General features: G+C 70.7%; 22 protein-coding genes. 13 read left to right on the top strand and 9 right to left on the bottom strand.

Going from position 1 to position 19,397, the window contains the following annotated elements; all coding sequences use genetic code 11:
• Positions 1-2: 2 nt before the first annotated feature.
• The 4 genes from E1284_RS41790 to E1284_RS26335 all read right to left on the bottom strand — a co-directional run bounded on the left by E1284_RS41790 (position 3) and on the right by E1284_RS26335 (position 2,562).
• Complete coding sequence (locus tag E1284_RS41790) at positions 3-377, bottom strand: type II toxin-antitoxin system PemK/MazF family toxin (protein WP_165965439.1); 375 nt, start codon at positions 375-377, stop codon at positions 3-5.
• A complete protein-coding gene (locus tag E1284_RS41785; protein ID WP_165965438.1) occupies positions 377-1,021 on the bottom strand; it encodes a Panacea domain-containing protein in 645 nt (214 codons plus the stop codon). The genes E1284_RS41790 and E1284_RS41785 overlap by 1 nt, the downstream gene beginning before the upstream one ends.
• Positions 1,022-1,198: 177 nt before the next feature.
• Positions 1,199-1,690, bottom strand: coding sequence for a nuclear transport factor 2 family protein (locus E1284_RS26340; RefSeq protein WP_131942819.1), 492 nt, complete (start codon positions 1,688-1,690; stop codon positions 1,199-1,201).
• A complete protein-coding gene (locus tag E1284_RS26335; protein ID WP_131942818.1) occupies positions 1,687-2,562 on the bottom strand; it encodes a TIGR03619 family F420-dependent LLM class oxidoreductase in 876 nt (291 codons plus the stop codon). Before E1284_RS26335 ends, E1284_RS26340 begins: the two co-directional genes overlap by 4 nt.
• A gap of 178 nt (positions 2,563-2,740) precedes the next feature.
• Here E1284_RS26335 and E1284_RS26330 point away from each other — a divergent pair, with 178 nt between their 5' ends.
• Entirely contained in the window at positions 2,741-3,676 is a 936-nt protein-coding gene (locus E1284_RS26330; protein WP_243714755.1) for an IclR family transcriptional regulator, read from the top strand.
• Positions 3,677-3,720: 44 nt separating this feature from the next.
• On the opposite strand, the gene E1284_RS26325 is transcribed toward E1284_RS26330, so the two are convergent.
• Complete coding sequence (locus tag E1284_RS26325) at positions 3,721-4,320, bottom strand: flavin reductase family protein (protein WP_131942817.1); 600 nt, start codon at positions 4,318-4,320, stop codon at positions 3,721-3,723.
• Between the two features lie 326 nt (positions 4,321-4,646).
• Between E1284_RS26325 and E1284_RS26320 the strand changes: the two genes are divergently transcribed.
• Genes E1284_RS26320 through E1284_RS26305 form a run of 4 tightly spaced genes read left to right on the top strand, consistent with a single transcriptional unit; the run spans position 4,647 to position 9,481 of the window.
• On the top strand, positions 4,647-5,516 hold the full coding sequence (locus E1284_RS26320) for an alpha/beta fold hydrolase (RefSeq protein WP_131942816.1): 870 nt from the start codon (positions 4,647-4,649) through the stop codon (positions 5,514-5,516).
• Positions 5,517-5,566: 50 nt separating this feature from the next.
• Complete coding sequence (locus E1284_RS26315) at positions 5,567-7,267, top strand: FAD-binding protein (protein ID WP_131942815.1); 1,701 nt, start codon at positions 5,567-5,569, stop codon at positions 7,265-7,267.
• Positions 7,264-8,274: a ferredoxin--NADP reductase gene (locus E1284_RS26310; protein ID WP_131942814.1), complete on the top strand. Its 1,011-nt coding sequence runs from the start codon at positions 7,264-7,266 to the stop codon at positions 8,272-8,274. Before E1284_RS26315 ends, E1284_RS26310 begins: the two co-directional genes overlap by 4 nt.
• Positions 8,275-8,296: 22 nt before the next feature.
• Complete coding sequence (locus tag E1284_RS26305) at positions 8,297-9,481, top strand: acyl-CoA dehydrogenase family protein (RefSeq protein ID WP_131942813.1); 1,185 nt, start codon at positions 8,297-8,299, stop codon at positions 9,479-9,481.
• A 70-nt stretch (positions 9,482-9,551) separates the two neighbouring features.
• On the opposite strand, the gene E1284_RS26300 is transcribed toward E1284_RS26305, so the two are convergent.
• Positions 9,552-10,388 (bottom strand): SDR family NAD(P)-dependent oxidoreductase, encoded by an 837-nt coding sequence (locus E1284_RS26300; protein WP_131942812.1) that lies wholly within the window; start codon positions 10,386-10,388, stop codon positions 9,552-9,554.
• 183 nt (positions 10,389-10,571) lie between these two features.
• Here E1284_RS26300 and E1284_RS26295 point away from each other — a divergent pair, with 183 nt between their 5' ends.
• From E1284_RS26295 to E1284_RS26270, 6 genes are read left to right on the top strand one after another with little or no spacing between them, the layout of a single operon-like run.
• Positions 10,572-11,483 (top strand): VOC family protein, encoded by a 912-nt coding sequence (locus tag E1284_RS26295; RefSeq protein ID WP_131942811.1) that lies wholly within the window; start codon positions 10,572-10,574, stop codon positions 11,481-11,483.
• Between the two features lie 5 nt (positions 11,484-11,488).
• The gene (locus tag E1284_RS26290) at positions 11,489-12,961 is read left to right on the top strand and encodes an FAD-dependent oxidoreductase (protein WP_131942810.1); all 1,473 of its coding nucleotides are present in this window, start codon (positions 11,489-11,491) and stop codon (positions 12,959-12,961) included.
• Positions 12,962-12,982: 21 nt separating this feature from the next.
• Positions 12,983-13,864 carry an LLM class F420-dependent oxidoreductase gene (locus E1284_RS26285; protein ID WP_131942809.1) on the top strand — a complete coding sequence of 294 codons (882 nt, stop codon included), beginning with the start codon at positions 12,983-12,985 and terminating at the stop codon, positions 13,862-13,864.
• Positions 13,861-14,310 (top strand): nuclear transport factor 2 family protein, encoded by a 450-nt coding sequence (locus E1284_RS26280; RefSeq protein ID WP_131942808.1) that lies wholly within the window; start codon positions 13,861-13,863, stop codon positions 14,308-14,310. Before E1284_RS26285 ends, E1284_RS26280 begins: the two co-directional genes overlap by 4 nt.
• Positions 14,303-15,103, top strand: coding sequence for an SDR family NAD(P)-dependent oxidoreductase (locus tag E1284_RS26275; protein ID WP_131942807.1), 801 nt, complete (start codon positions 14,303-14,305; stop codon positions 15,101-15,103). Before E1284_RS26280 ends, E1284_RS26275 begins: the two co-directional genes overlap by 8 nt.
• 9 nt (positions 15,104-15,112) lie before the next feature.
• Positions 15,113-16,693 (top strand): AMP-binding protein, encoded by a 1,581-nt coding sequence (locus E1284_RS26270; RefSeq protein WP_131942806.1) that lies wholly within the window; start codon positions 15,113-15,115, stop codon positions 16,691-16,693.
• A 150-nt stretch (positions 16,694-16,843) separates the two neighbouring features.
• On the opposite strand, the gene E1284_RS26265 is transcribed toward E1284_RS26270, so the two are convergent.
• From E1284_RS26265 to E1284_RS41775, 3 genes are read right to left on the bottom strand one after another with little or no spacing between them, the layout of a single operon-like run.
• Complete coding sequence (locus E1284_RS26265; RefSeq protein WP_131942805.1) at positions 16,844-17,068, bottom strand: hypothetical protein; 225 nt, start codon at positions 17,066-17,068, stop codon at positions 16,844-16,846.
• Entirely contained in the window at positions 17,065-17,475 is a 411-nt protein-coding gene (locus E1284_RS41780) for an ATP-binding protein (protein WP_165965437.1), read from the bottom strand. Before E1284_RS41780 ends, E1284_RS26265 begins: the two co-directional genes overlap by 4 nt.
• On the bottom strand, positions 17,472-17,789 hold the full coding sequence (locus tag E1284_RS41775) for a hypothetical protein (RefSeq protein ID WP_165965436.1): 318 nt from the start codon (positions 17,787-17,789) through the stop codon (positions 17,472-17,474). The genes E1284_RS41780 and E1284_RS41775 overlap by 4 nt, the downstream gene beginning before the upstream one ends.
• A 251-nt stretch (positions 17,790-18,040) precedes the next feature.
• Between E1284_RS41775 and E1284_RS26255 the strand changes: the two genes are divergently transcribed.
• On the top strand, positions 18,041-18,904 hold the full coding sequence (locus tag E1284_RS26255; protein WP_207923960.1) for a helix-turn-helix domain-containing protein: 864 nt from the start codon (positions 18,041-18,043) through the stop codon (positions 18,902-18,904).
• Between the two features lie 5 nt (positions 18,905-18,909).
• Positions 18,910-19,125 (top strand): DUF397 domain-containing protein, encoded by a 216-nt coding sequence (locus E1284_RS26250; protein ID WP_243714754.1) that lies wholly within the window; start codon positions 18,910-18,912, stop codon positions 19,123-19,125.
• Positions 19,126-19,397 lie beyond the last annotated feature (272 nt).

Genomic DNA, 19,397 nt, shown 5'->3' with positions numbered 1-19,397 from the left:
GGTCAGCTCAGCAGGCCGAGATACTGCGCGAGCCGCCCCTGGACCTGCGTCAGCAGCTCCTCGTCCAGCACACCCGTGCGGTCTTCGAGGGCCGACTTCATCAGCGGCTGCACGGCCGGGATGCGGATCCAGCACTTCTTCACGGCGCCGCCCTGGCCCCGGGAGAGCTGGACGTCGAACCGCGTCCGCCGCCGCGTCGAGCCCGACACGGGGCAGGCGAGGAGGAACGGCCAGTCGGGGTCTCCGTTGGACTCGCCGCCGGTGACGACGACCACGGGGCGGCGCTCATCGTGGACGTCCCTGCCCTCCTCGGGGATGAGGCGCAGCACCTTGTCGGGCACGAGGTAGACCCCGCCGGCCACGTACGGACCCGGCACTACTCCTCCAGGAGCCGTCGGGTCGCGTCGGCGCGGTGGTCGGCGAGGTGCTCCATCTCCTCGGCGAGGTCGTCGACCCCGCCCGGCTCGTCGCCGGGGAGCGGGTTGCGGGCGGCCCAGTCGCGCAGGCGCGCCAGCCCGGGCCCGAGGTCGGGGAAGGGCGCGCCGCCGGAGAGGTCGAGCCGCACCTCGCGCCTGCCCTGCCGGACGGCCTCCTGCATCGGCGGCGTCTGGTAGGCGAGGTCGCGCAGCTGGCTCGCCGACCAGTCGCCGAACTCCATCAGGACGCCGTCGACGATCGCGGTGAACTCGGCGTCGATGACGGTCTGCGGGGCGTCCAGCAGGTGGATGGTGTACTCGCACCTGCCGGTGAACGGGTCGAGGGTGTCGGTCACCTGGATGTGGCCCGCCTCCACCAGGTCGCGCTCGACCTCCTTCAGCCGGAGGCTGTGCGGCCCGTAGTGGCGCCACCGCCACTCCAGCCCGGAGCCGGGCGGGAGGCCCGACTCGACCGCGCGCAGGTCGGCCAGGTAGAGGAGCTTGGTGAGCTTGGTGCGGTTCACGCGCGTGCCATTGGCCCGGGCGGACGCCAGCAGGTAGGCGATGGCCGCCGCGGGCCCCCGGAGTGGCGCAGGAGCCGTCACAACGTCCAGTGTAGGTCCGCGGTTCAAGCTCACCACCCCCCTCGGTCAATCGAACACATGTTCGATCACCGGGCAGGTAAGCCGAAGGTGATCGAATTCGATGGTCGCCCTATGTATTCAGAATATCACTCAACGATGCAACCCCCCGTTGGCAAATGCTCGGCCGGCGGGCCCCGGTCAGCGGTGGCGGGTGGCCTCGGGGAAGTGGGAGGCGAGGAGGTCGGGGGACTCCTCGCGGCCGTCCAGGACGCGGTTGGTGCGGTTCACGGCGCGCCAGCCGTCCTCCGTGCGGCGCAGGCGCCAGTGGTTGGCGGTGGCGCGGCGCAGGGTGAAGCCGTCCCGGTTGACGATCATGAGGGTGTAGCCGACGGCGGTGGCCTCGTCGCCGTCGAGGGTGACGTGCGGCGGGCCGACGACGTGCGCGCAGCCGCCCGCGATCCAGCGCTGGTGGTGGGACGAGCGCACCATCGCCTCGATCTCCGGCCGCCCGGTCATCATGATCTCGTCCACGTCGTAGACGCCGCCGGGCTCCCACAGGGCGGCGACCTCGCCGGCGCAGCCGCTGTCGACGAGGGGGCCGTAGGACAGGATCAGGCGGGTGATCTCGCGCTCGTCCTCAAGGGCGCGGAGGCGCTCTTCCAGGGCGGCGAGACGGGACTCGACGGTCACAGCTTCTCCTCGAAGGCCAGTCCGTAGGCGTCCGCCAGGTCGCGCAGGGCCGCCAGCTGCTCGCAGTAGTGCGCCGGGGACGTGGACGCGAACTTCACGCCGGCGATCGTGGCGCCCGCGTCGCGGAGCCTGGTGAGGGCCGTGCCGGCGGCCTCGGGGTCGGCCAGCGGGTCCAGCGGACGGGACGGGGCCAGCACCACCTCGAAGCCGGGCGGGACGTCGGCCTCCCGCAGCATCTCGGCGAGGGTCTTCAGCGGAAGGCCGAACGGCACCCAGCCGTCGGCGGTCAGCGCGCGGCGCAGGGAGCGTCCCGAACGGCCGCCGATCCACAGCGGGACGCGCTCCTGGACTGCGTGCGGCTCCACCACCAGGCCGGAGAAGTCGTAGTGCGGGCCGTGGTACTCGGGAACGCGGCGCCCGAGGGAGGTCCGGAGGGCGGCCAGGGCGTCGTCGGCGCGGGCGCCGCGCCCGGCGAAGGGGGCGCCGAGCAGGTCGAACTCCTCCTCCAGGCTGCCGACGCCGAGCCCGAGCACGAGCCGCCCGCCGCTGATCCGGTCGAGCGTCCCGTACCGCTTGGCGATCGCGAGGGGGTGGTGGTAGCCGAGCACGAGGACCTGCGTGGCGAGCCGGACGCGGGACGTCCGGGCGGCGAGGTAGCCGAAGGTGGCGAGCGGGTCCCAGTAGACGCCGCCGCGCTGCTCGGCGGCCTCGGCGGGGACGGCGACGTGCTCGCTGCAGGTGACGTGGTGGTAGCCGAGCCGGTCGGCGGTCTCGGCGATCGCCGCGATCTCCTCGATCCCCGCGTCCCGCTCCCAGCCGGCGGCGCCGGGCGGCGGCTGCGCCGCCACCGGCGTGACGATCCCGATGCGCATCGTTGCTCCCCTCGTCGGCAGGAAAACGTTCTATCACGGATGCTGCGGTGTCCCGAGCAGCGGTTCCGGCATCGTAGGCTCCGCTGACCTGGAGTTACGGGCCCTCTTCACAGGACACCAAGCGGTTGCTACATTCCAGGTAACAAGAATTCATTTCAGTCGGGTTCTGGGAGGTGCGATGACCGAGGCGATGGTGCACGGGGCAGCGGACGCACTGGTGTCGGACGCACTGGCGGCGGGGACGGCGCGGCGGGAGTCGCCGCCGTCGATGATCGAGCGGATGACGCTGATCCTGGACGCGTTCAACGGGCCGACCGCCCGGCTGACGCTGGAGGACGTCGCGCGCCGCACGCGGCTGCCGCGCTCGACCGCGCACCGCATCCTGGACCAGCTCGTCAAGCAGCGCTGGCTCGCCCACCACTCGTTCGGCTACGGGCTCGGCCAGCGCGCCCTCGGCCTCGGCGGGCGGGACGGCGGGCACGGCAAGATCCGCGAGGCGGCGGCGCCGCTGCTGCACGAGCTGCAGGTCACCACCGGGCTCGTCGCGCACCTGGCCGTCCTGGACGGCGCCGAGGTCTTCTACCTGGACAAGCTCGGCGGGCGGCTCGCCGCGTCCGTGCCGTCGCGGGTCGGCGGGCGCGCCCCCGCGCACTGCACCGCGCTCGGCAAGGCGATGCTGGCGTGGCTGGAGCCCGAGCAGGTCGACGCGCTGCTCGGCGAGAACATCAGCCGGTTCACCAGCCGCACCATCGGCGAGCTGGGCACGCTGCACCAGGAGCTGCACCGCATCCGGCAGCGCCGCGGCCTGGCGTTCGAGCGCGGCGAGTCGTTTGCCGGCATCGCCTGCGTGGCGGCCGCGATCCGCAGCGCGGAGGGGCCGGTCGCCGGCATCTCGCTGGTCGGCGACATCCGCACGCCGCTGGAGAACGTCGCGCCGCTGGTCGTCACGGCCGCCCGCGAGACCGCGCAGATCCTCTTCCCCGGATCGGCGCCGGGCACCGGGCGCCCGCGCGGCCGCCGCGCCGGCGTCCGCCGGACGAGCGAGGAGTCGACATGGTCGTCGGAGACGATGAACCGGCTGCTCGCCGTCGACGGACGCGGCACCTGGATGTGATCCCGCGCCCGGCCGGGGCCGGGACCGCCGGGGGCGGCGGGGCGTCAGCCCCAGCCCCACCGGTCCCCGAGCCCCCACGGGTCCGGGGCGATCGGCGCGTCCGGCTCGCCGACGCCGAACCGGCTGCGGAAGAACACCATCGGGCGCCGCCACACGCCGTTGCGGCTGTCGTGCCGCTCCACGTCCAGGACCCGCCCGATCACGACCTCGTGGTCGCCGGCCTCGTGGACGTCGTGGACGACCGCGTGCACGGCGAGCAGGACGTCCGGCAGCGTCGGCGCCCCCCACGCCGAGACGCCCCAGTCGAGCCCCTCGAACTTGGCGCCCCGGCTGGAGCCGAAGCGCTCGCACAGCTCCCGCTGCTCCTCGCCGAGCACGTTCACGCAGAAGTGCCCGGCGGAGCGGATCCGCGGCCAGGACCGGCCGCGCTTGTCCGCGCAGAACAGGATCAGCGGCGGCTCCAGCGACACCGACGCGAACGACTGGCAGGCGAACCCGACCGGTTCACCGCCGTCGACGGCGGTGATCACGGTGACTCCCGTGGCGAACTCGGCCATCGCCCTCCGGAACTCCGCCGGGTCGGGGGCGGCGGCGTCGGACGGCGCGGGGCCGGTGGCTGCGGTGAGCGCGGGCTCGGCTGGCATCTGTTCACCTCGGGGCTCGGTACGGGACGTGTTCCCTGTCGGGCAACGTCCTTTTCAACACCAACATGTCCATCAACAATGCCCAATAAGCGGCACTGTCCAATAAGCAGTGCGGACGCGTCGCCGGTCAAGTGGCCGGTGAGCCTGAAACGTAGGCATGCCCGGGACGGGCGGCGCGCACCGATCCCGTTGAGTGGAAGCGCGCGCCGGACCGGCCCCGGAGGGCACGGCCGGCCCTGGCGTCCCGCTGATCGGGATACGCCGGGTGACCTTGCCCCGACCGGATCTACGTTCCGGTCAAGCCACCGTCGAAGGACTGGGAGATCATGCCTGCCGAGCTGACCTACGAGTCGACGCTGCGGGAGCTCGCCACCGACCAGGGCGTCCTGCGCTACCACGAGGCCGGCGAGGGCCCGCCCCTGCTGCTGCTGCACGGGTCCGGCCCCGGCGTCACCGGCTGGCGCAACTACCGCGGCAACCTCGCCCGGTTCGCCGAGCACTTCCGGTGCCTGGTCCTGGAGTTCCCCGGTTTCGGGGTCAGCGACCCGACCGACGAGCACCCGATGATGGCCGCCGGCGGCGCCGTCATCCGGTTCCTGGACGGCCTGAACCTGAGTCGGGTCGACGTGATCGGCAACTCGATGGGCGGCATCATCGCCACCCAGGTGGCGCTGAAGCACCCCGACCGGATCGGCCGCCTCGTCACCATCGGCGGCATCGGCCGGAACGTGTTCAGCCCGGCGCCCGGCGAGGGCATCAAGCTGCTGGCGGAGTTCACCGACGACCCGACCCGCGAGGGCCTCGTCCGGTGGCTGAACTCCATGGTCTACAACCCGAGGGTCGTGACGGAGGAGCTGATCGAGGAGCGCTGGCAGCAGGCCACCGACCCCGACACGCTCGCCGCCGCCCGCCGGATGTACGGGTCGAAGGCGATGGCGGCCCGTGCGAAGGCGATGGCCGCGTCCGACGAGCCGCCCTACTGGGCGATGCTTCACAAGCTCAAGGCCAAGACCCTCATCACGTGGGGACGCGACGACCGCGTCAGCCCCGTCGACATGGCCCTCATCCCGATGCGGACGATCCCGGACGTCCAGGTGAACATCTTCCCGAACTGCGGGCACTGGGTGATGATCGAGCAGAAGGCCGCCTGGGAGAGCGCCGTCCTCGCCTTCCTGACCACCAAGGAGCAGGGATGAGCGCCGCGAACCGGGGAGCGCGAGGGGTCGACCCCTCGCAGGGTGCACGCATGAGCGCCGCCGCCCAGGAGTGGGACCACGAGTACGACCTCGTCATCGTCGGCAGCGGCGGCGGCGGGATGACGGCCGGGCTGACGGCGCACGACGCCGGCCTGTCCGCGCTGATCGTGGAGAAGGGCAAGAAGTTCGGCGGCTCCACCGCGCTGTCCGGCGGCGGCATCTGGATCCCGAACAACCCGACGCTGAAGGCGCGCGGCCACGACGACAGCCGCGAGTCGATCCGCCGCTACCTGGACCTGCTCACCGAGGGACGCGTCCCCGCCGCGCGGCTCGACGCCTACGTCGACAACGGCCCCGCCGCGATGGAGCTCATCGGCCGGAGCAAGTGGGTGAAGTTCTTCTGGACGAAGGGCTACGCCGACTACCACCCCGAACTGGAGGGCGGCCGTCCGCTCGGCCGGTCCATCGAGGCCGTGCCGTTCGACACCCGCAAGCTCGGCGAGGACGAGCAGTACCAGCGGCCGAACAACATGAAGGGCCCGCTGGGCCTGTGGATCACCGCGAAGGACTACCACGACCTCGCGATGGCCAAGCGGACCTGGGCGGGCCGGCGCGCGTCGCTGGTCGCGGCGTGGCGGGTGTCGTCCAACATGGTCCGCCGCAGGCACATGTCGACCGGCGGCCGGGCGCTCGTCGCCCGGCTGCGGATGGCGCTGAAGGACGCCGGGGTCCCGCTGTGGCTGAAGACCGCCATGACCGAGCTGGTCACCGACGAGGACGGCCGCGTCACCGGCATCGTCGCGGCCCAGCGCGACGGCGGCACGATGCGGATCCGCGCCCGCAAGGGCGTCCTGCTCGCGACGGGCGGTTTCGACCACAACCAGGACATGCGCGACAAGTACCTGCCCACGGGAGGGCAGGAGGACTTCGCGATGGGCGCCCGCGAGAACACCGGCGACGGCATCCGCGCCGGTGAGGCGCTCGGCGCCGGCCTGGACTTCATGGACGACGCCTGGTGGATGCCCGCCGTCCGGCACCCGGCGGGCGCGGTGATCCCGCTGGTGTCCGAGCGCGCCATCCCGCGGCAGGTCATCGTGTCGCAGGACGGGAAGCGGTTCACCAACGAGGCCGCGCCCTACGTCAACTTCGTCCACGACCAGCTGGAGGGCGGGCACGTCCCGGCCTGGTTCGTGATGGACGCGAAGTCCCGCGCCCGCTACCCGTTCGCGCAGATCCTGCCGGGCGCGCCGATCCCGAAGGCGTTCTACGACAAGGGCATCGCGTTCAAGGCCGACTCGCTGGCGGAGCTGGCCGGGAAGATCGGCGTCCCGGCGGACGCGCTGGCCGAGACCGTCGAGACGTTCAACGGGTACGCCCGCGCGGGCAAGGACCCCGAGTTCGGCCGCGGCGACTCCGCCTACGACCGCTACTACGGCGACCCGAACCTGAAGAACCCGAACCTCGACCCGCTGGAGACCGCGCCCTACTACGCGTTCCGGCTGGAGGTCGGCGACCTCGGCACCAAGGGCGGCCTCGTGTCGGACGAGCACGCCCGCGTCCTGCGCGAGGACGGCACGGTCATCGAGGGCCTGTACGTGACGGGCAACTCCTCGGCGTCGGTGATGGGCAACGAGTACGCCGGCCCCGGCGCGACGATCGGCCCGTCCATCGTGTTCGGCTACATCGCCGCGCGGCACGCGGCAGGACACGCGGCAGGACACGCGGCAGGAAAGGCCCCGGAACGGTCATGACGGCTCTGAAGGCGCGGGTGGTGGAGGTCGTCCACGAGACGGCCGACGCGCACACGCTCGTCCTCGAACCCGCCGAGGGCGACCGGGACCGGTTCACCTACCGGCCCGGGCAGTTCCTCACCGTCCGCGTCCCGGCCGGGGACGGCTGGGCGGCGCGCTGCTACTCGCTGTGCAGCTCGCCGCTCACCGACGACCGGCTGAAGGTCACGGTCAAGCGGGTCGCGGGCGGTCTCGGGTCCAACTGGATCTGCGACAGCATCACGTCCGGCGACGTGCTGGAGGTGCTGCGCCCGGCGGGCACGTTCACGCCCGCGTCGCTGGACGACGACCTGCTGCTCGTCGCGGGCGGCAGCGGCATCACCCCGGTGATGTCGATCCTGAAGTCGTGCCTGGCGGGCGGGAGCGGCAGGGTCGCGCTGCTCTACGCCAACCGGGACGAGAAATCGGTGATCTTCGCCGATGAGCTGCGGGCGCTGACCGAGGCGCACCCCGACCGGCTCACGGTCGTGCACGTCCTGGAGTCGGTGCAGGGCCTGCCGACCCCGGCGACGCTCCGCTCGCTGGCCGGGCCGTACACCGGACGGCAGGCGTTCGTGTGCGGGCCGGAGATCTTCATGGACCTCGCCACCGACACCTTCACCGGCCTCGGCATGCGCGTCCACGTCGAGCGCTTCTTCTCGCTGGAGGGCGACCCGTTCGAGGAGCCGGAGGCCGCCGAGGACACCGGCGACGCGGGCGAGGTCGAGGTCGAGATGGACGGCGAGACGCGGACCGTCCCGTGGCCGAAGTCCGACCGGCTCCTCGACGCGCTGCTGCGCGCCGGCGTCGAGGCCCCGTTCTCCTGCCGGGAGGGCAACTGCTCGGCCTGCGCCTGCATCCGGCTGGAGGGCGAGGTCACCCTGGACGCCAACACGGTCCTCGACGAGCAGGATCTCGCCGACGGCCTCATCCTCGCCTGTCAGGCGAGGCCGGTCACCGACCGGCTGAAGATCACCTACGACGGCTGAAACACATCACGGGAGACAGGCGATGGCGAACCGCGTGCTTGACACGATCATGGAGAGGGCGGAGCAGATCCGCGAGCTGGGGCCCTCCAACGAGGCGCTCGGCCGGCTGGACGACAAGGCCGCGTCGATCCTGCGGGAGTCCGGCGCGATCCGGCTGCTCCAGCCGAAGGAGTACGGCGGCCTGGAGGTCCACCCCCGCGAGTTCGCCGAGACGGTGATGGGCGTCGCCTCCCTGGACGGCTCCACCGGCTGGATCGCGGGCATCGTCGGCGTCCACCCCTGGGAGATGGCCTACGCCGACCCGAAGGTGCGCCAGGAGATCTGGGGCGAGGACCCCGACACGTGGATCGCCTCCCCGTACGCGCCGATGGGCATCGCCCGCCCGGTCGACGGCGGCTACATCTTCAACGGCCGCTGGCAGTTCTCCTCCGGCACCGACCACTGCGACTGGATCTTCCTCGGCGCGATGCTGGGCGACGACGAGGGCAAGATGGCGATGCCGCCGCGGTCGCTGCACATGATCCTGCCCCGCTCCGACTACGAGATCGTCGAGGACTCGTGGGACGTCGCCGGGCTCAAGGGCACCGGCAGCAAGGACATCATCGTCAAGGACGCCTTCGTCCCGACCTACCGGACGCTGGAGTACTCCAAGGTCGTCGACGGCTCCGCGCCGCGCGAGGCCGGGCTGACCAACCCGTCCTACCTGATGCCGTTCTCCTGCGTGTTCCCGCTCGGCATCACCTCCGCGGTGATCGGCATCGCCGAGGGCGCCCTGCACCACCACCTCGCCTACCAGCGCAACCGCGTCCAGATCACCGGCACCAAGATCAAGGACGATCCGTACGTGCTGTACGCGATCAGCGAGGCCGCCGAGGAGATCAAGGCGTCCCGGACCGCGCTGCTCGACAACTGCTCGCGCATGTACGACATGGTCGCCGCCGGGCACGTCCCGACGTTCGCCGAGCGCGCCGCCGGCCGCCGCACCCAGGTGCGCGCCGCGTGGCGGGCCTGCCAGGCGATGAACGAGATCGTCGTCCGCTCCGGCGGCAACGCGATGCGCAGCGACAACCCCATCCAGCGCTTCTGGCGCGACGCCCACGTCGGCCTGGCCCACGCGATCCACGTCCCAGGCTCGGTCTACCACGTGAGCGCCCTGACGGACCTGGACATAGAACCCCCCCAGGGCCCCATGCGCTCCATGATCTAACCCCCCAATCTCCGTTGACCTGCGGCGTGTTGTTGTTATGAGCGCCTCCATAACAACAACACGCCGCAGATCAACGGAGCAGGGACTCGTCGGCGATGAGCTTGGGGGTCCAGATCACGCGGCCTAGGAACGCCGCCGCCTCCGGGTGGGTGATCAGCCAGACGACGGCTGCGGCCGGAGCCTCCTCGGGGGTCGGCTCGAAGCCCTTCTCCTTCAGGGAGTCCAGGCCGCCGCGCGCGGCGCCGGCGTCCGTGATCACGAAGCCGGGGTCGAGGTTGAACGCGCGGATCCCATTTTCCCGGTATTCGGCGTTGATCGCGCCGGCGAGCCGTCCGAAGGCCGCCTTGGACGCCGAGTAGGCGACGCCCCAGCCGCCCTCGCCGGGCGGTCCGGGCGGGTCGCTGGTGGCCGACCCGGAGCACAGGTTCACGATCGTCCCGCCGCCTTGCTCCAGCATCGCGGGCAGGACGGCCTGGAGCAGGACGATCTGGTTGAGATAGTTGCCGGTGGCCAGCTGCTGGGCGACGTCCACGTCCAGATCGAGGAACCGCTCGTGGGTGCCCGCGATGTGCGCGACCGCGTTGTTGACCAGGACGTCGACGCGTCCCCAGGCGTCCAGGACGGTCTGCGCGGCCGACTGCACGCTCGCCCGGTCGAGCAGATCCATCTGGACGGGCAATGCCCGCACGCCGAGCCCCTCGATCTCCGCTGTTGTTCGCGCCAGGCTCCCGGGGACGGGAATCACCGCCGCCGTGCCGTGCCGCGGCGGGATCCGGCCCTCGCCCTCCGCGACGGTCCGCGCGGTGAACGCGACGTCGTGCCCGGCGGCGGCCAGCGCGAGCGCCGTCCGCCGGCCGATTCCCCGGCTCGCCCCGGTCACCAGCGCGACCGGCCTCGTTGCTGTCATCACCGGATGATGACACCGGGCGTCCGGGCCGGACCGCCCCGCGACTCTCACTGAGCGGGAAGGTCCGGGCAGGGCACCACGGGGTTTGGCAGGTTGAGCATGGACCGCGTATGGACCGCGCGTGGACTGCCGCCGCGCGGGCCGCCGCCGCGCGGGCCGCGACACCGAAGGGATCGAGGACAAGTGACGCAGATCCGAGGGCTGGGTTATCTGAAGGTCCAGACCCGCCACATCGACCGCTGGCGCGAGTTCGCCCTCGAAGGGCTCGGGTTCGCCGAGGGCACTGGCCCCGACCCCGGCGGCCTCTACCTGCGCATGGACGAGCGCCGCTCCCGCCTGCAGGTGCTGCCGGGCGACAGCGACCGGGTGCTCGCCGTCGGCTGGGAGGTCCGCGACCAGTTCGCGCTGGCCGCCGTCCGCGAGGCCGTGGAGAAGTCCGGGACGGCCGTCACCGCGCTGTCCGCCAAGGAGGCCGCGGAGCGCGACGCCGAAGAGGTCATCGCGTTCACCGACCCCGGCGGCACCCCCGTCGAGGTGTTCTTCGGCCCGGTGCTCGACCACAGCCCGGTGCGCACCGGCTTCGCGCAGAAGTTCGTCACCGGCGCGATGGGCATGGGCCACGTCGTCGTGCCGACCCCGAACTTCGCCGCGAACGTCGCGTTCTACAACGAGGTCCTCGGGTTCCTGCCGCGCGGCGCGATGAAGGTCGGCGGCGGCGCCGTCCGGATCCGCTTCATGGGCGTCAACCAGCGGCACCACAGCCTCGCGGTCTGCCCGGCCCCGCACGACGGCGACCCGGGCCTCGTCCACCTGATGGTCGAGGTCGACTCCCTCGACGCGGTCGGCATCGCGCTCGACAGCGTCAAGGAGAAGGGCTTCTCGATCTCGTCCACGCTGGGGCGGCACACCAACGACAAGATGGTGTCGTTCTACGTCCGCGCCCCCGGCGGCTGGGACATCGAGTACGGCTGCGAGGGCATGCTCGTCGACGAGACGTACTACACCGCCGAAGAGATCACCAAGGACAGCTACTGGGGCCACGACTGGTCGGGCTCCGAGCCGCTGGCCGCCTTCACCCCGCAGAAGAAGGGCTGACGCCGGTGGCCAGGCCTTCGGTGGAACCGGTCGCCGCGGCGGACGTGGAGTTCGACCACGAGTGCGATGTGCTGGTCGTCGGCTACGGCGCCGCCGGTGCCGCCGCGGCGTACGAGGCCGCGGCGGCGGGCGCGGACGTGCTCGTCCTGGAGCGGTCGAGCGGCCCCGGCGGGACGTCCGCGCAGTCCGGCGGCGAGCTGTACCTCGGCGGCGGCACGCAGGTGCAGAAGGCGTGCGGCTTCGAGGACACGCCGGACGACATGTTCGCGTTCCTCAAGGCGGCGCTCGGCCCGCACGCCAACGAGGAGAAACTGCGGCTGTACTGCGACGAGAGCGTCGAGCACTTCGAGTGGTTCCGCGCGCGCGGTGTCCCGTTCAAGGAGACGCTGTTCGACGCGCCGGGCTGGATGCCGCACACCGAGGACGGCCTGATGTGGCTCGGCGAGAACGCCTGGCCGTACAACACGATCGCCACGCCCGCGCCGCGCGGGCACCGCCCGGAGACGCCGATGTTCGCCGGCGGGATCCTGATGGAGAAGCTGATCGCGGCCGCCGCCGAGGCGGGCGCCGCCGCCCACCCGGACACCTACGCCACGAACCTCGTCGTGGACGGCGACGGCCGCGTCGTCGGCGTCGTCGCGCGCAAGTTCTCCGACACGGTGACCTACCGGGCGCGGCGGGGCGTCGTCCTGACGTCCGGCGGGTTCGTCGACAACGAGGAGATGCTCGCCGACCACGCCCCGGTGCTGCTCGGGCACGACAAGGTCAGCGACGGCACCAGCGACGGTTCCGGCATCCGGATGGCGACCGCGGCCGGCGCCGCGACCCGCCGCATGGCGACGGTGGAGATCGCGCTCACCGCCAACCCCGCCGTCATCTGCCGGGGCATGCTCGTGGACGGACTCGGCCGCCGCTTCATCAACGAGGACGTCTACCCGGGCCTGTTCAGCCACCAGGCCGTCCAGCACCAGCCCGGCCCCTACTGGGCGATCATCGACGAGGCCGGGCACGACGACATCGCCGAGGCCGACATGTGGGGCGTCCGGCCCACGCACGCGGCGGAGACGCTCGCGGAGCTGGAAGAGTCCCTGGGGTTGCCGCCCGGTTCGCTGGAGGCGACCGTCGAGACCTACAACCGGTACGCGGAGAAGGGCGAGGACCCTTACTTCCACAAGGACGCCAAGTGGCTGCGTCCGCTGAAGGGACCGTTCGCGGCGATCGACCCGCGCGACGGGTTCTTCGGCGCGGGCAGGCACGGCGCCGGGACGGGCGCCGGGGGGTTCACCCTCGGCGGCCTGGACACGACCGTGGACGGCGAGGTCCGCAACAACTCCGGCGAGCCGATCCCCGGCCTGTACGCGGCGGGGCGCACGGCGTCCGGCATCCACGGCGAGGGCTACATCAGCGGGACTTCGCTGGGCGACGGTACGTTCTTCGGCCGACGCGCCGGGCGGGCCGCCGCGGCATCTTCGAACTGATTCGAACTGAGAGGCATCTGCATGAAGTACGCCGTCCTGCTCCCCGTGGCGGCGGGCGTGACGGCCGATCCCGCGTGGATCGGCCCCTACGTCCGGCACGCAGAAGCCTGCGGCTTCGAGTCGGTCGGCGCGGTCGAGCACGCGGTGGTGGCGAGATCCTACTCCAGCGTCTACCCGTACGACGCGTCGGGGCGCATGGAACTGGCCGACGACCTGGACATTCCGGATCCGCTGGATCTGCTGGCCTTCCTCGCCGGGCAGACGTCGCGGATCGGGCTCGCCACCGGTGTGCTCGTCCTGCCGAACCACCACCCGGTGGTGCTGGCCAAGCGGCTCGCGACGATCGACGCCCTGTCGGGCGGACGGTTGCGGCTGGTCGTCGGGATGGGCTGGATGCGCGAGGAGATCGAGGCGTGCGGCGTCGACTTCGACTCGCGGGGGCGGCGCGGCAACGAGCAGCTGGAGGTGCTCCGCAAGCTGTGGGCCGACACGGCGCCCTCGGGGGCTTCGCATGACGGGGAGTTCTTCCGGTTCAAGGGCGCGATGAGCTACCCGAAGCCGGTTCAGTCCGGTGGCGTGCCCATCCATGTGGGCGGGCACACGAAGGCCGCCGCGCGGCGCGCCGGGCGGTACGGGGACGGGTTGCAGCCGCTGGGTGTGGCGGGGGACGAGCTTCGCTCCCTGGTCGCGCTGATGCGGGCGGAGGCCGAGAAGTACGGCCGCGACCCGGACGCGCTGGAGTTGACGCTCGGCCATTCGCTGTCGGTGGTCACGCCGGAGAAGGCGGAGAAGCTCGCCGGGCTGGGGGCGGGGCGCCTTGTTCTGCGCGGCAACCCGACCACCGACCTCAGCGAGGCGAAGGACGAACTGTCGGCGTGCGCCGAACGGCTCGGCCTGTCATGACGCTGGCTCTGGGGGACCGGGTCGAACTCCTCGACCTGGTCGCCCGGTACGCGCTGTACGCCGACCGCCGCGACTTCTCCGGCCTCGGGAGCCTGTTCACCGACGACGCCGTCCTCGTCCTGCCCGACCCGCCGAAGGACCTCGGACCGGTACGGACCTTCACCGGACGGGACGACATCGTACGGTCGCTGTCGTCCCTGAACGAGGTCCCGGTGACCTCGCACGACATCGTCGGCCAGGTCTTCGAGGCGGACGGAACCGGCCACATCGCGTGCGTGGCGCACCATCTCACCGAACGCGAACCGGGCAAGCCGTCCGACCTCGTCTGGCACCTGCGCTACACCGACGCCTACCGGCTTTCGGACGGCGGTTGGCGGTTCGCGAGGCGCGCCCTGCAGATCGACTTCATTGAGACCCGTCCCGTTCGGAGGTGGCGTGTTGGCTGACCGTGTCAGCGTGGTCACGGGGGGCGCGCTGGGCATCGGCGGAGCGATCTCCCGCCGCCTGGCCGCCGGCGGTGACCTGGTGATCCTCAACGACATCGACGCGGATGCCGCCGACCGCACCCGCGCCGACATCGAGCAGGCCGGCGGCCGGTGCGTCACCGTCGTCGGTGACATCGTCGAGGACGGGACGGTCGAGCGAGTCACGGCCGCGACGGGCGGCCGCGTGGACGTCCTGGTGAACAACGTGGGCGACTTCCGTCCCGCCGCCCCGTCCTTCCAGGACAGCACCCCCGACCAATGGCAGCGCCTTTACGAGCTGAACCTGCTGCACGTCTTCAAGCTCACCCACGCACTGCTGCCGAGCATGATCGAACGGCGGTCCGGCAGCATCGTCAACAACTCGACGGTCGAGGCGTTCCGCGGCATTCCGGGACACCCGGTGTACTCGGCGTTCAACGCGGGAGTGTCGGCGTTCACGCGGAGCCTCGCCGTTGCGGTGGGACGACATGGGGTGCGCGTCAACGCCATCGCCCCCGACCTGGCGAACACCGAACAGACCCCGGTCGAGTGGATGCGGCGCGGCTACGACGAGGGCTTGGAGCACACCTGGGTGCCGCTGGCCCGCTTCGGTGAGCCGGACGACTACGCCGCCGTCGTCGCGTTCCTCGCCTCAGATGACGCCCGCTTCGTCACCGGCCACACGATCCCGGTGGACGGCGGGACCCTTGCCGCGTCCGGCTGGTTCGTCCGCGCCGACGACCAGGGCTGGACGAACCGCCCCCACCGCGCCTAGGGAGTGCCGATGCCCGCGCTGCAGGACGACCGCCCGGACCGCGAGATCACGTTCGCCGAACTGGTCGCGGCTCGGGCGGACGATGATCGCCCGGCTCTGAACTTCGAGGACGCGTCGTGGACGTGGCGCGAGGTGATCGAGGAGGCCCGTCGCCGCGCGACTCCGGCTCGTTCGGCGGGCGGGCATGTCGGGCTTTTCCTGGAGAACGGGCCGGAGCATTTGTTCTGGCTGCTGGGGTCGGCGTTGGCGGGCGTCCCGGTCGTCGAACTGAACCCGACGCGGCGGGGTGCGGAACTGGCACGCGATATCGCTCATACCGACTGCGCGCTGCTGGTCACGGAGACGTCCCGGGAATCGCTGCTGGACGGCTTGGCGGACGTCCCGACGCTGACGATCGACACGGCCGCCTACTCTGACCGCTTGGCATCGACCTCTCTGGCGGACGTCCTCCCCGTCACGTCCGAGACGATTTTCTCCCTGGTCTTCACCTCGGGGACGACGTCGGCCCCCAAGGCGGTGATCTGCACTCAGGGCAGGCTGGGGCGCATCGCCGTCCAGCAGCGCGACCGCCGTTCACTGACCCGCGACGACGTGTTCTACGTGGTCATGCCGATGTTCCACTCGAACGCGCTGATGGCGGGCATCGCCCCGGCGGTGGCAACGGGCGGTCGCATTGCCTTGCGCCGTAAGTTCTCGGCTTCGGGCTTCCTCCCGGACGTCCGCCGCTATGGCGTCACGTTCTTCAACTACGTCGGCAAGCCGCTGAGCTACATCCTGGCCACCCCGGAGAAGCCGGACGACGCCGACAACACCCTCCGCATCGCCTTCGGCAACGAGGCGAACGAACGCGACATCGCCGAGTTCGCGCGCCGTTTCGGCTGCACGGTCATCGACTCGTACGGCTCCAGCGAGGGCGAGATCCGCTTGAACCGCGTCCCGGGCACACCGCCGGGCTCCTTGGGCGTGGCCGAGCCGGGCACCGTGGTCATCGACCCCGACACGCTGCACGAATGCCCGCCCGCCAAGTTCGACGCGAACGGCACGCTCCTCAACGCAGAAGAAGCGATCGGCGAGATCGTCGACACCAACGGCGCGGGCAAGTTCGAGGGTTACTACAACAACCCTGAGGCGACGGCGAAACGCGTCCGCAACGGCTGGACGTGGTCGGGCGACCTCGCTTACCGAGACGCCGACGGCTACTGGTACTTCGCCGGCCGCAACGACGACTGGCTGCGCGTGGACGGCGAGAACTTCGCCGCAGCCCCGGTCGAACGCCTCCTGGCCCGCTACGAGCGCTTCGCTGAGGTAGCCGTCTACGCCGTACCGGACGACCACGTAGGCGACCAGGTGATGGCTGCTGTTGCCCTCGCCTCGAACGACTCCTTCGACCCGGAGCCCTTCATGGCCTTTCTCAGGGCCCAGCCCGACTTGGGCACGAAGTGGACGCCCCGCTACATCCGCATAGTGGACGCCCTGCCGCGCACCCCCACCAACAAGGTCATAAAGCGCCCCCTCCGCGAAACGGCCCGCAACACCACCGACCCGATCTACGAGCACCGCAACGACACCTACGAAGTCCGTCCCTCCTGACGCCAGAGGATGCTGCCGACCCTCCTCCGGCACCAACCCGATCCCGGATGGACGATCGCGCGAGCTGAACGCCGGCCACGTTGACCTGCGGCGTGTTGTTGTTATGGCGAGGCCGATAACAACAACACGCCGCAAGTCAACGCAGGAGCACTAGCCGACGTTGTCCTCGCCGAGTTGACGCTCGTATTCGTCCCACATATCGAGCGAGTCGATCAGGACATCTTCGAGTTGTTCGGCCGCCGCCCGGTACGCCTGAGCGAAGAGGAAGACCACCTCCGGGTAATGCTCAGGGAGGATTCGCTGGACGGTCTCGGGTGCGTCCCGGACGCTCCGCCAGGCCGCCCGGACACCGCGCAGCCTTCGAACACCGCTCATCGGACGACCTCGAAGCAGACGGTGTGGCGTCCGTCCTTCCCGCGCAGGGTGCCCCAGCAGTCGGCCAGTTCCCGCACCATGAGGAGCCCGCGCCCGGACTCGTCCCAGGCCGAACTCTGCGCGGGGATCATCGGACGCCCTTCCGAGCCGCCGTCGTCCTGGATCTCCACCCGCAGCCGCGCGGCCGACAGGAGCAAGGTCACCCACACCCCGCCGCCGGGCCGCCCGCTGGCACTGTGCCGGACGGCGTTGGTCGCGATCTCGCAGACCAGCAGATCTACATCGCCCAGCTCGAACGTCTCGCCGTATCGGACGAGGGCCTGCCGCACCCGAGCCCGAACCTCCCGGACGTCCAGCACACCACCCGAGGAGACCCGCTCGGTGTGTACCTGATCCCAGACGATCACCGCGCGACCCCGGCGATCTGCTCGGCCGCGACCCGCACCGCCCCGGCCGGCGTCCGGTGGACGGCGTCCCACAGATAGGACCACCCGCCCGCGTCCTGGACGACGAGCACCGCCAGCGACCGCCGCCGCGACAATACCGGCACCGACAACACCGGCTCGGCCCGCCCATCGAGGTAGAGCACTGATCCACGACCGAGGCTGCGTAGCCCCACCATCAGCCTGACCAGCAGTTCCAGTCGCTGGCGTGTCTCCAGCGGCACCGACATCACGTTCCCCGGCCCACCGGAAGGCGAGCAGTTGGGTAGGTTCACCATGGGTCCGACTCCTTGTCAGTCGGGTCAAGGCCCCGGGCCGGTGCTTGCATCACCGACCCGGGGCCGCTTCGTTTTCTTGCTGATTCCCTGCGGTCGACCGGCGTCCTGTGGAACGCTCTGCAAAGGATGCATCACGCAGAGTACGTATGCAAGGGTTGCATTAACATTGCTTGCATCTGTGATCACTCAGGAGGCGCTGAGGAGGACGGGACCGGCCGGCAACCACAGCCGCCACACGGAAAGGAGCCGCAGTGGGAGCGCCAACGGTGCGTCTTCGTCGCCTCGCGGCGGAGCTTCGCCAGCTACGCAAGATCGCCGAACTCACTCGCGAGCAGGTCAACGAGCAGACCGGCATCAACGTGGCCACGCTCTACCGCATCGAGACCGCCCGCGTCCGCCCCCAGGCGCGCACCCTGACCAGCCTTTTGGACGCGTACCGGGTGGCCGAGCCGAAGCGTTCCGAACTGAGGACGTTACTCAAGCAGTCGGCGACCCGCGGCTGGCTGCGCACCTTCGCCTCGGACCTCCCGGAGCGGTACGCCTCCTACATCGAGTTCGAGTCCGAAGCGCGCGAGGTGCTGAACTACGAGTGCCTGTTCATCCCAGGCCTCCTCCAAACCGAGCGCTACGCGAGAGCCGCCATCAGCGGCGCCTTCCCGGAGTCGTCAGCCGGCGAGATCGAAAGCAGAGTCGATGCGAGGATGCAGAGACAGTCGGCGCTCGCAAAGGACCGGCCACTGAAGCTATGGGCGATAGTGGACGAAGCCACGATCCGTCGCATTGTGGGTGGTCGGGAAGTCATGCGGGAGCAGCTCGAGCACCTGTTGGCGGTTACGGAACAGCCGAATGTACACCTTCAAGTGATTCCGTTCACAGCAGGTAGCCATCCGGGTATGACCGGATCCTTCGTCGTCATGAACTTCGCGGAGGAGATCGGGCCTGACGTCGTGTACCTCGAGAGCCAGGCGGGGGAGATCTTCCTGGAAGAGGACGCAGACATTGCCCGGTATAGCTTGATAGGCACGCATCTTCGTGCCGTAGCTCTGAGCCCGAGCACATCCGTCTCGTTGATCGCTGCGGCGACGAAGGACCTGGATGCGGGACAAGGAGCATGATGAGCATGCCGGACAACACATCACGTGCCCGATGGCAGAAGAGCAGTCGGAGCGGCAGTGGCAACTGCGTCGAGATCGCCGTTCTCGACATGAGCATCGCGGTGCGGGACAGCAAGGCGTCAGACGCTGGGCATCTCACCTTCCTCCCCGAAGTCTGGGCCGCCTTCACGACTCGGGCGAAGGCCGGTCGCTACGACCGGGACGCCCACGGGAGCGCCTGACCATCGCCACACCGCCTTCGATTCCTTGAGGCGGGTAGTGGGGACGGCCGTAAGTGGAGCGCGGCCTGGTGCAGTCGCGCCGGCCCGTTCGGAGTTGGGCAGTGCGTGTCTACGGAGAGTGCGTACCGCCAGTCCTCCGTCGTGTTAGCCTCGATCTTTCGTGAGGTCGGTTGGGTCGGGGAGCGACCCGACCGATTCTTGGTTTTCGGTGGCGGGTCAGCGGTGGGGCCCGACTGTCGCGTCGGGTGGGCGGGGTTCCACGGGCCCCGATG

It is taken from the genome of Actinomadura bangladeshensis, assembly GCF_004348335.1.
Taxonomy (GTDB): domain Bacteria; phylum Actinomycetota; class Actinomycetes; order Streptosporangiales; family Streptosporangiaceae; genus Spirillospora; species Spirillospora bangladeshensis.
Note: the sequence above shows the minus strand (reverse complement) of the source record. Positions and strands in the feature narration are given on the sequence as shown.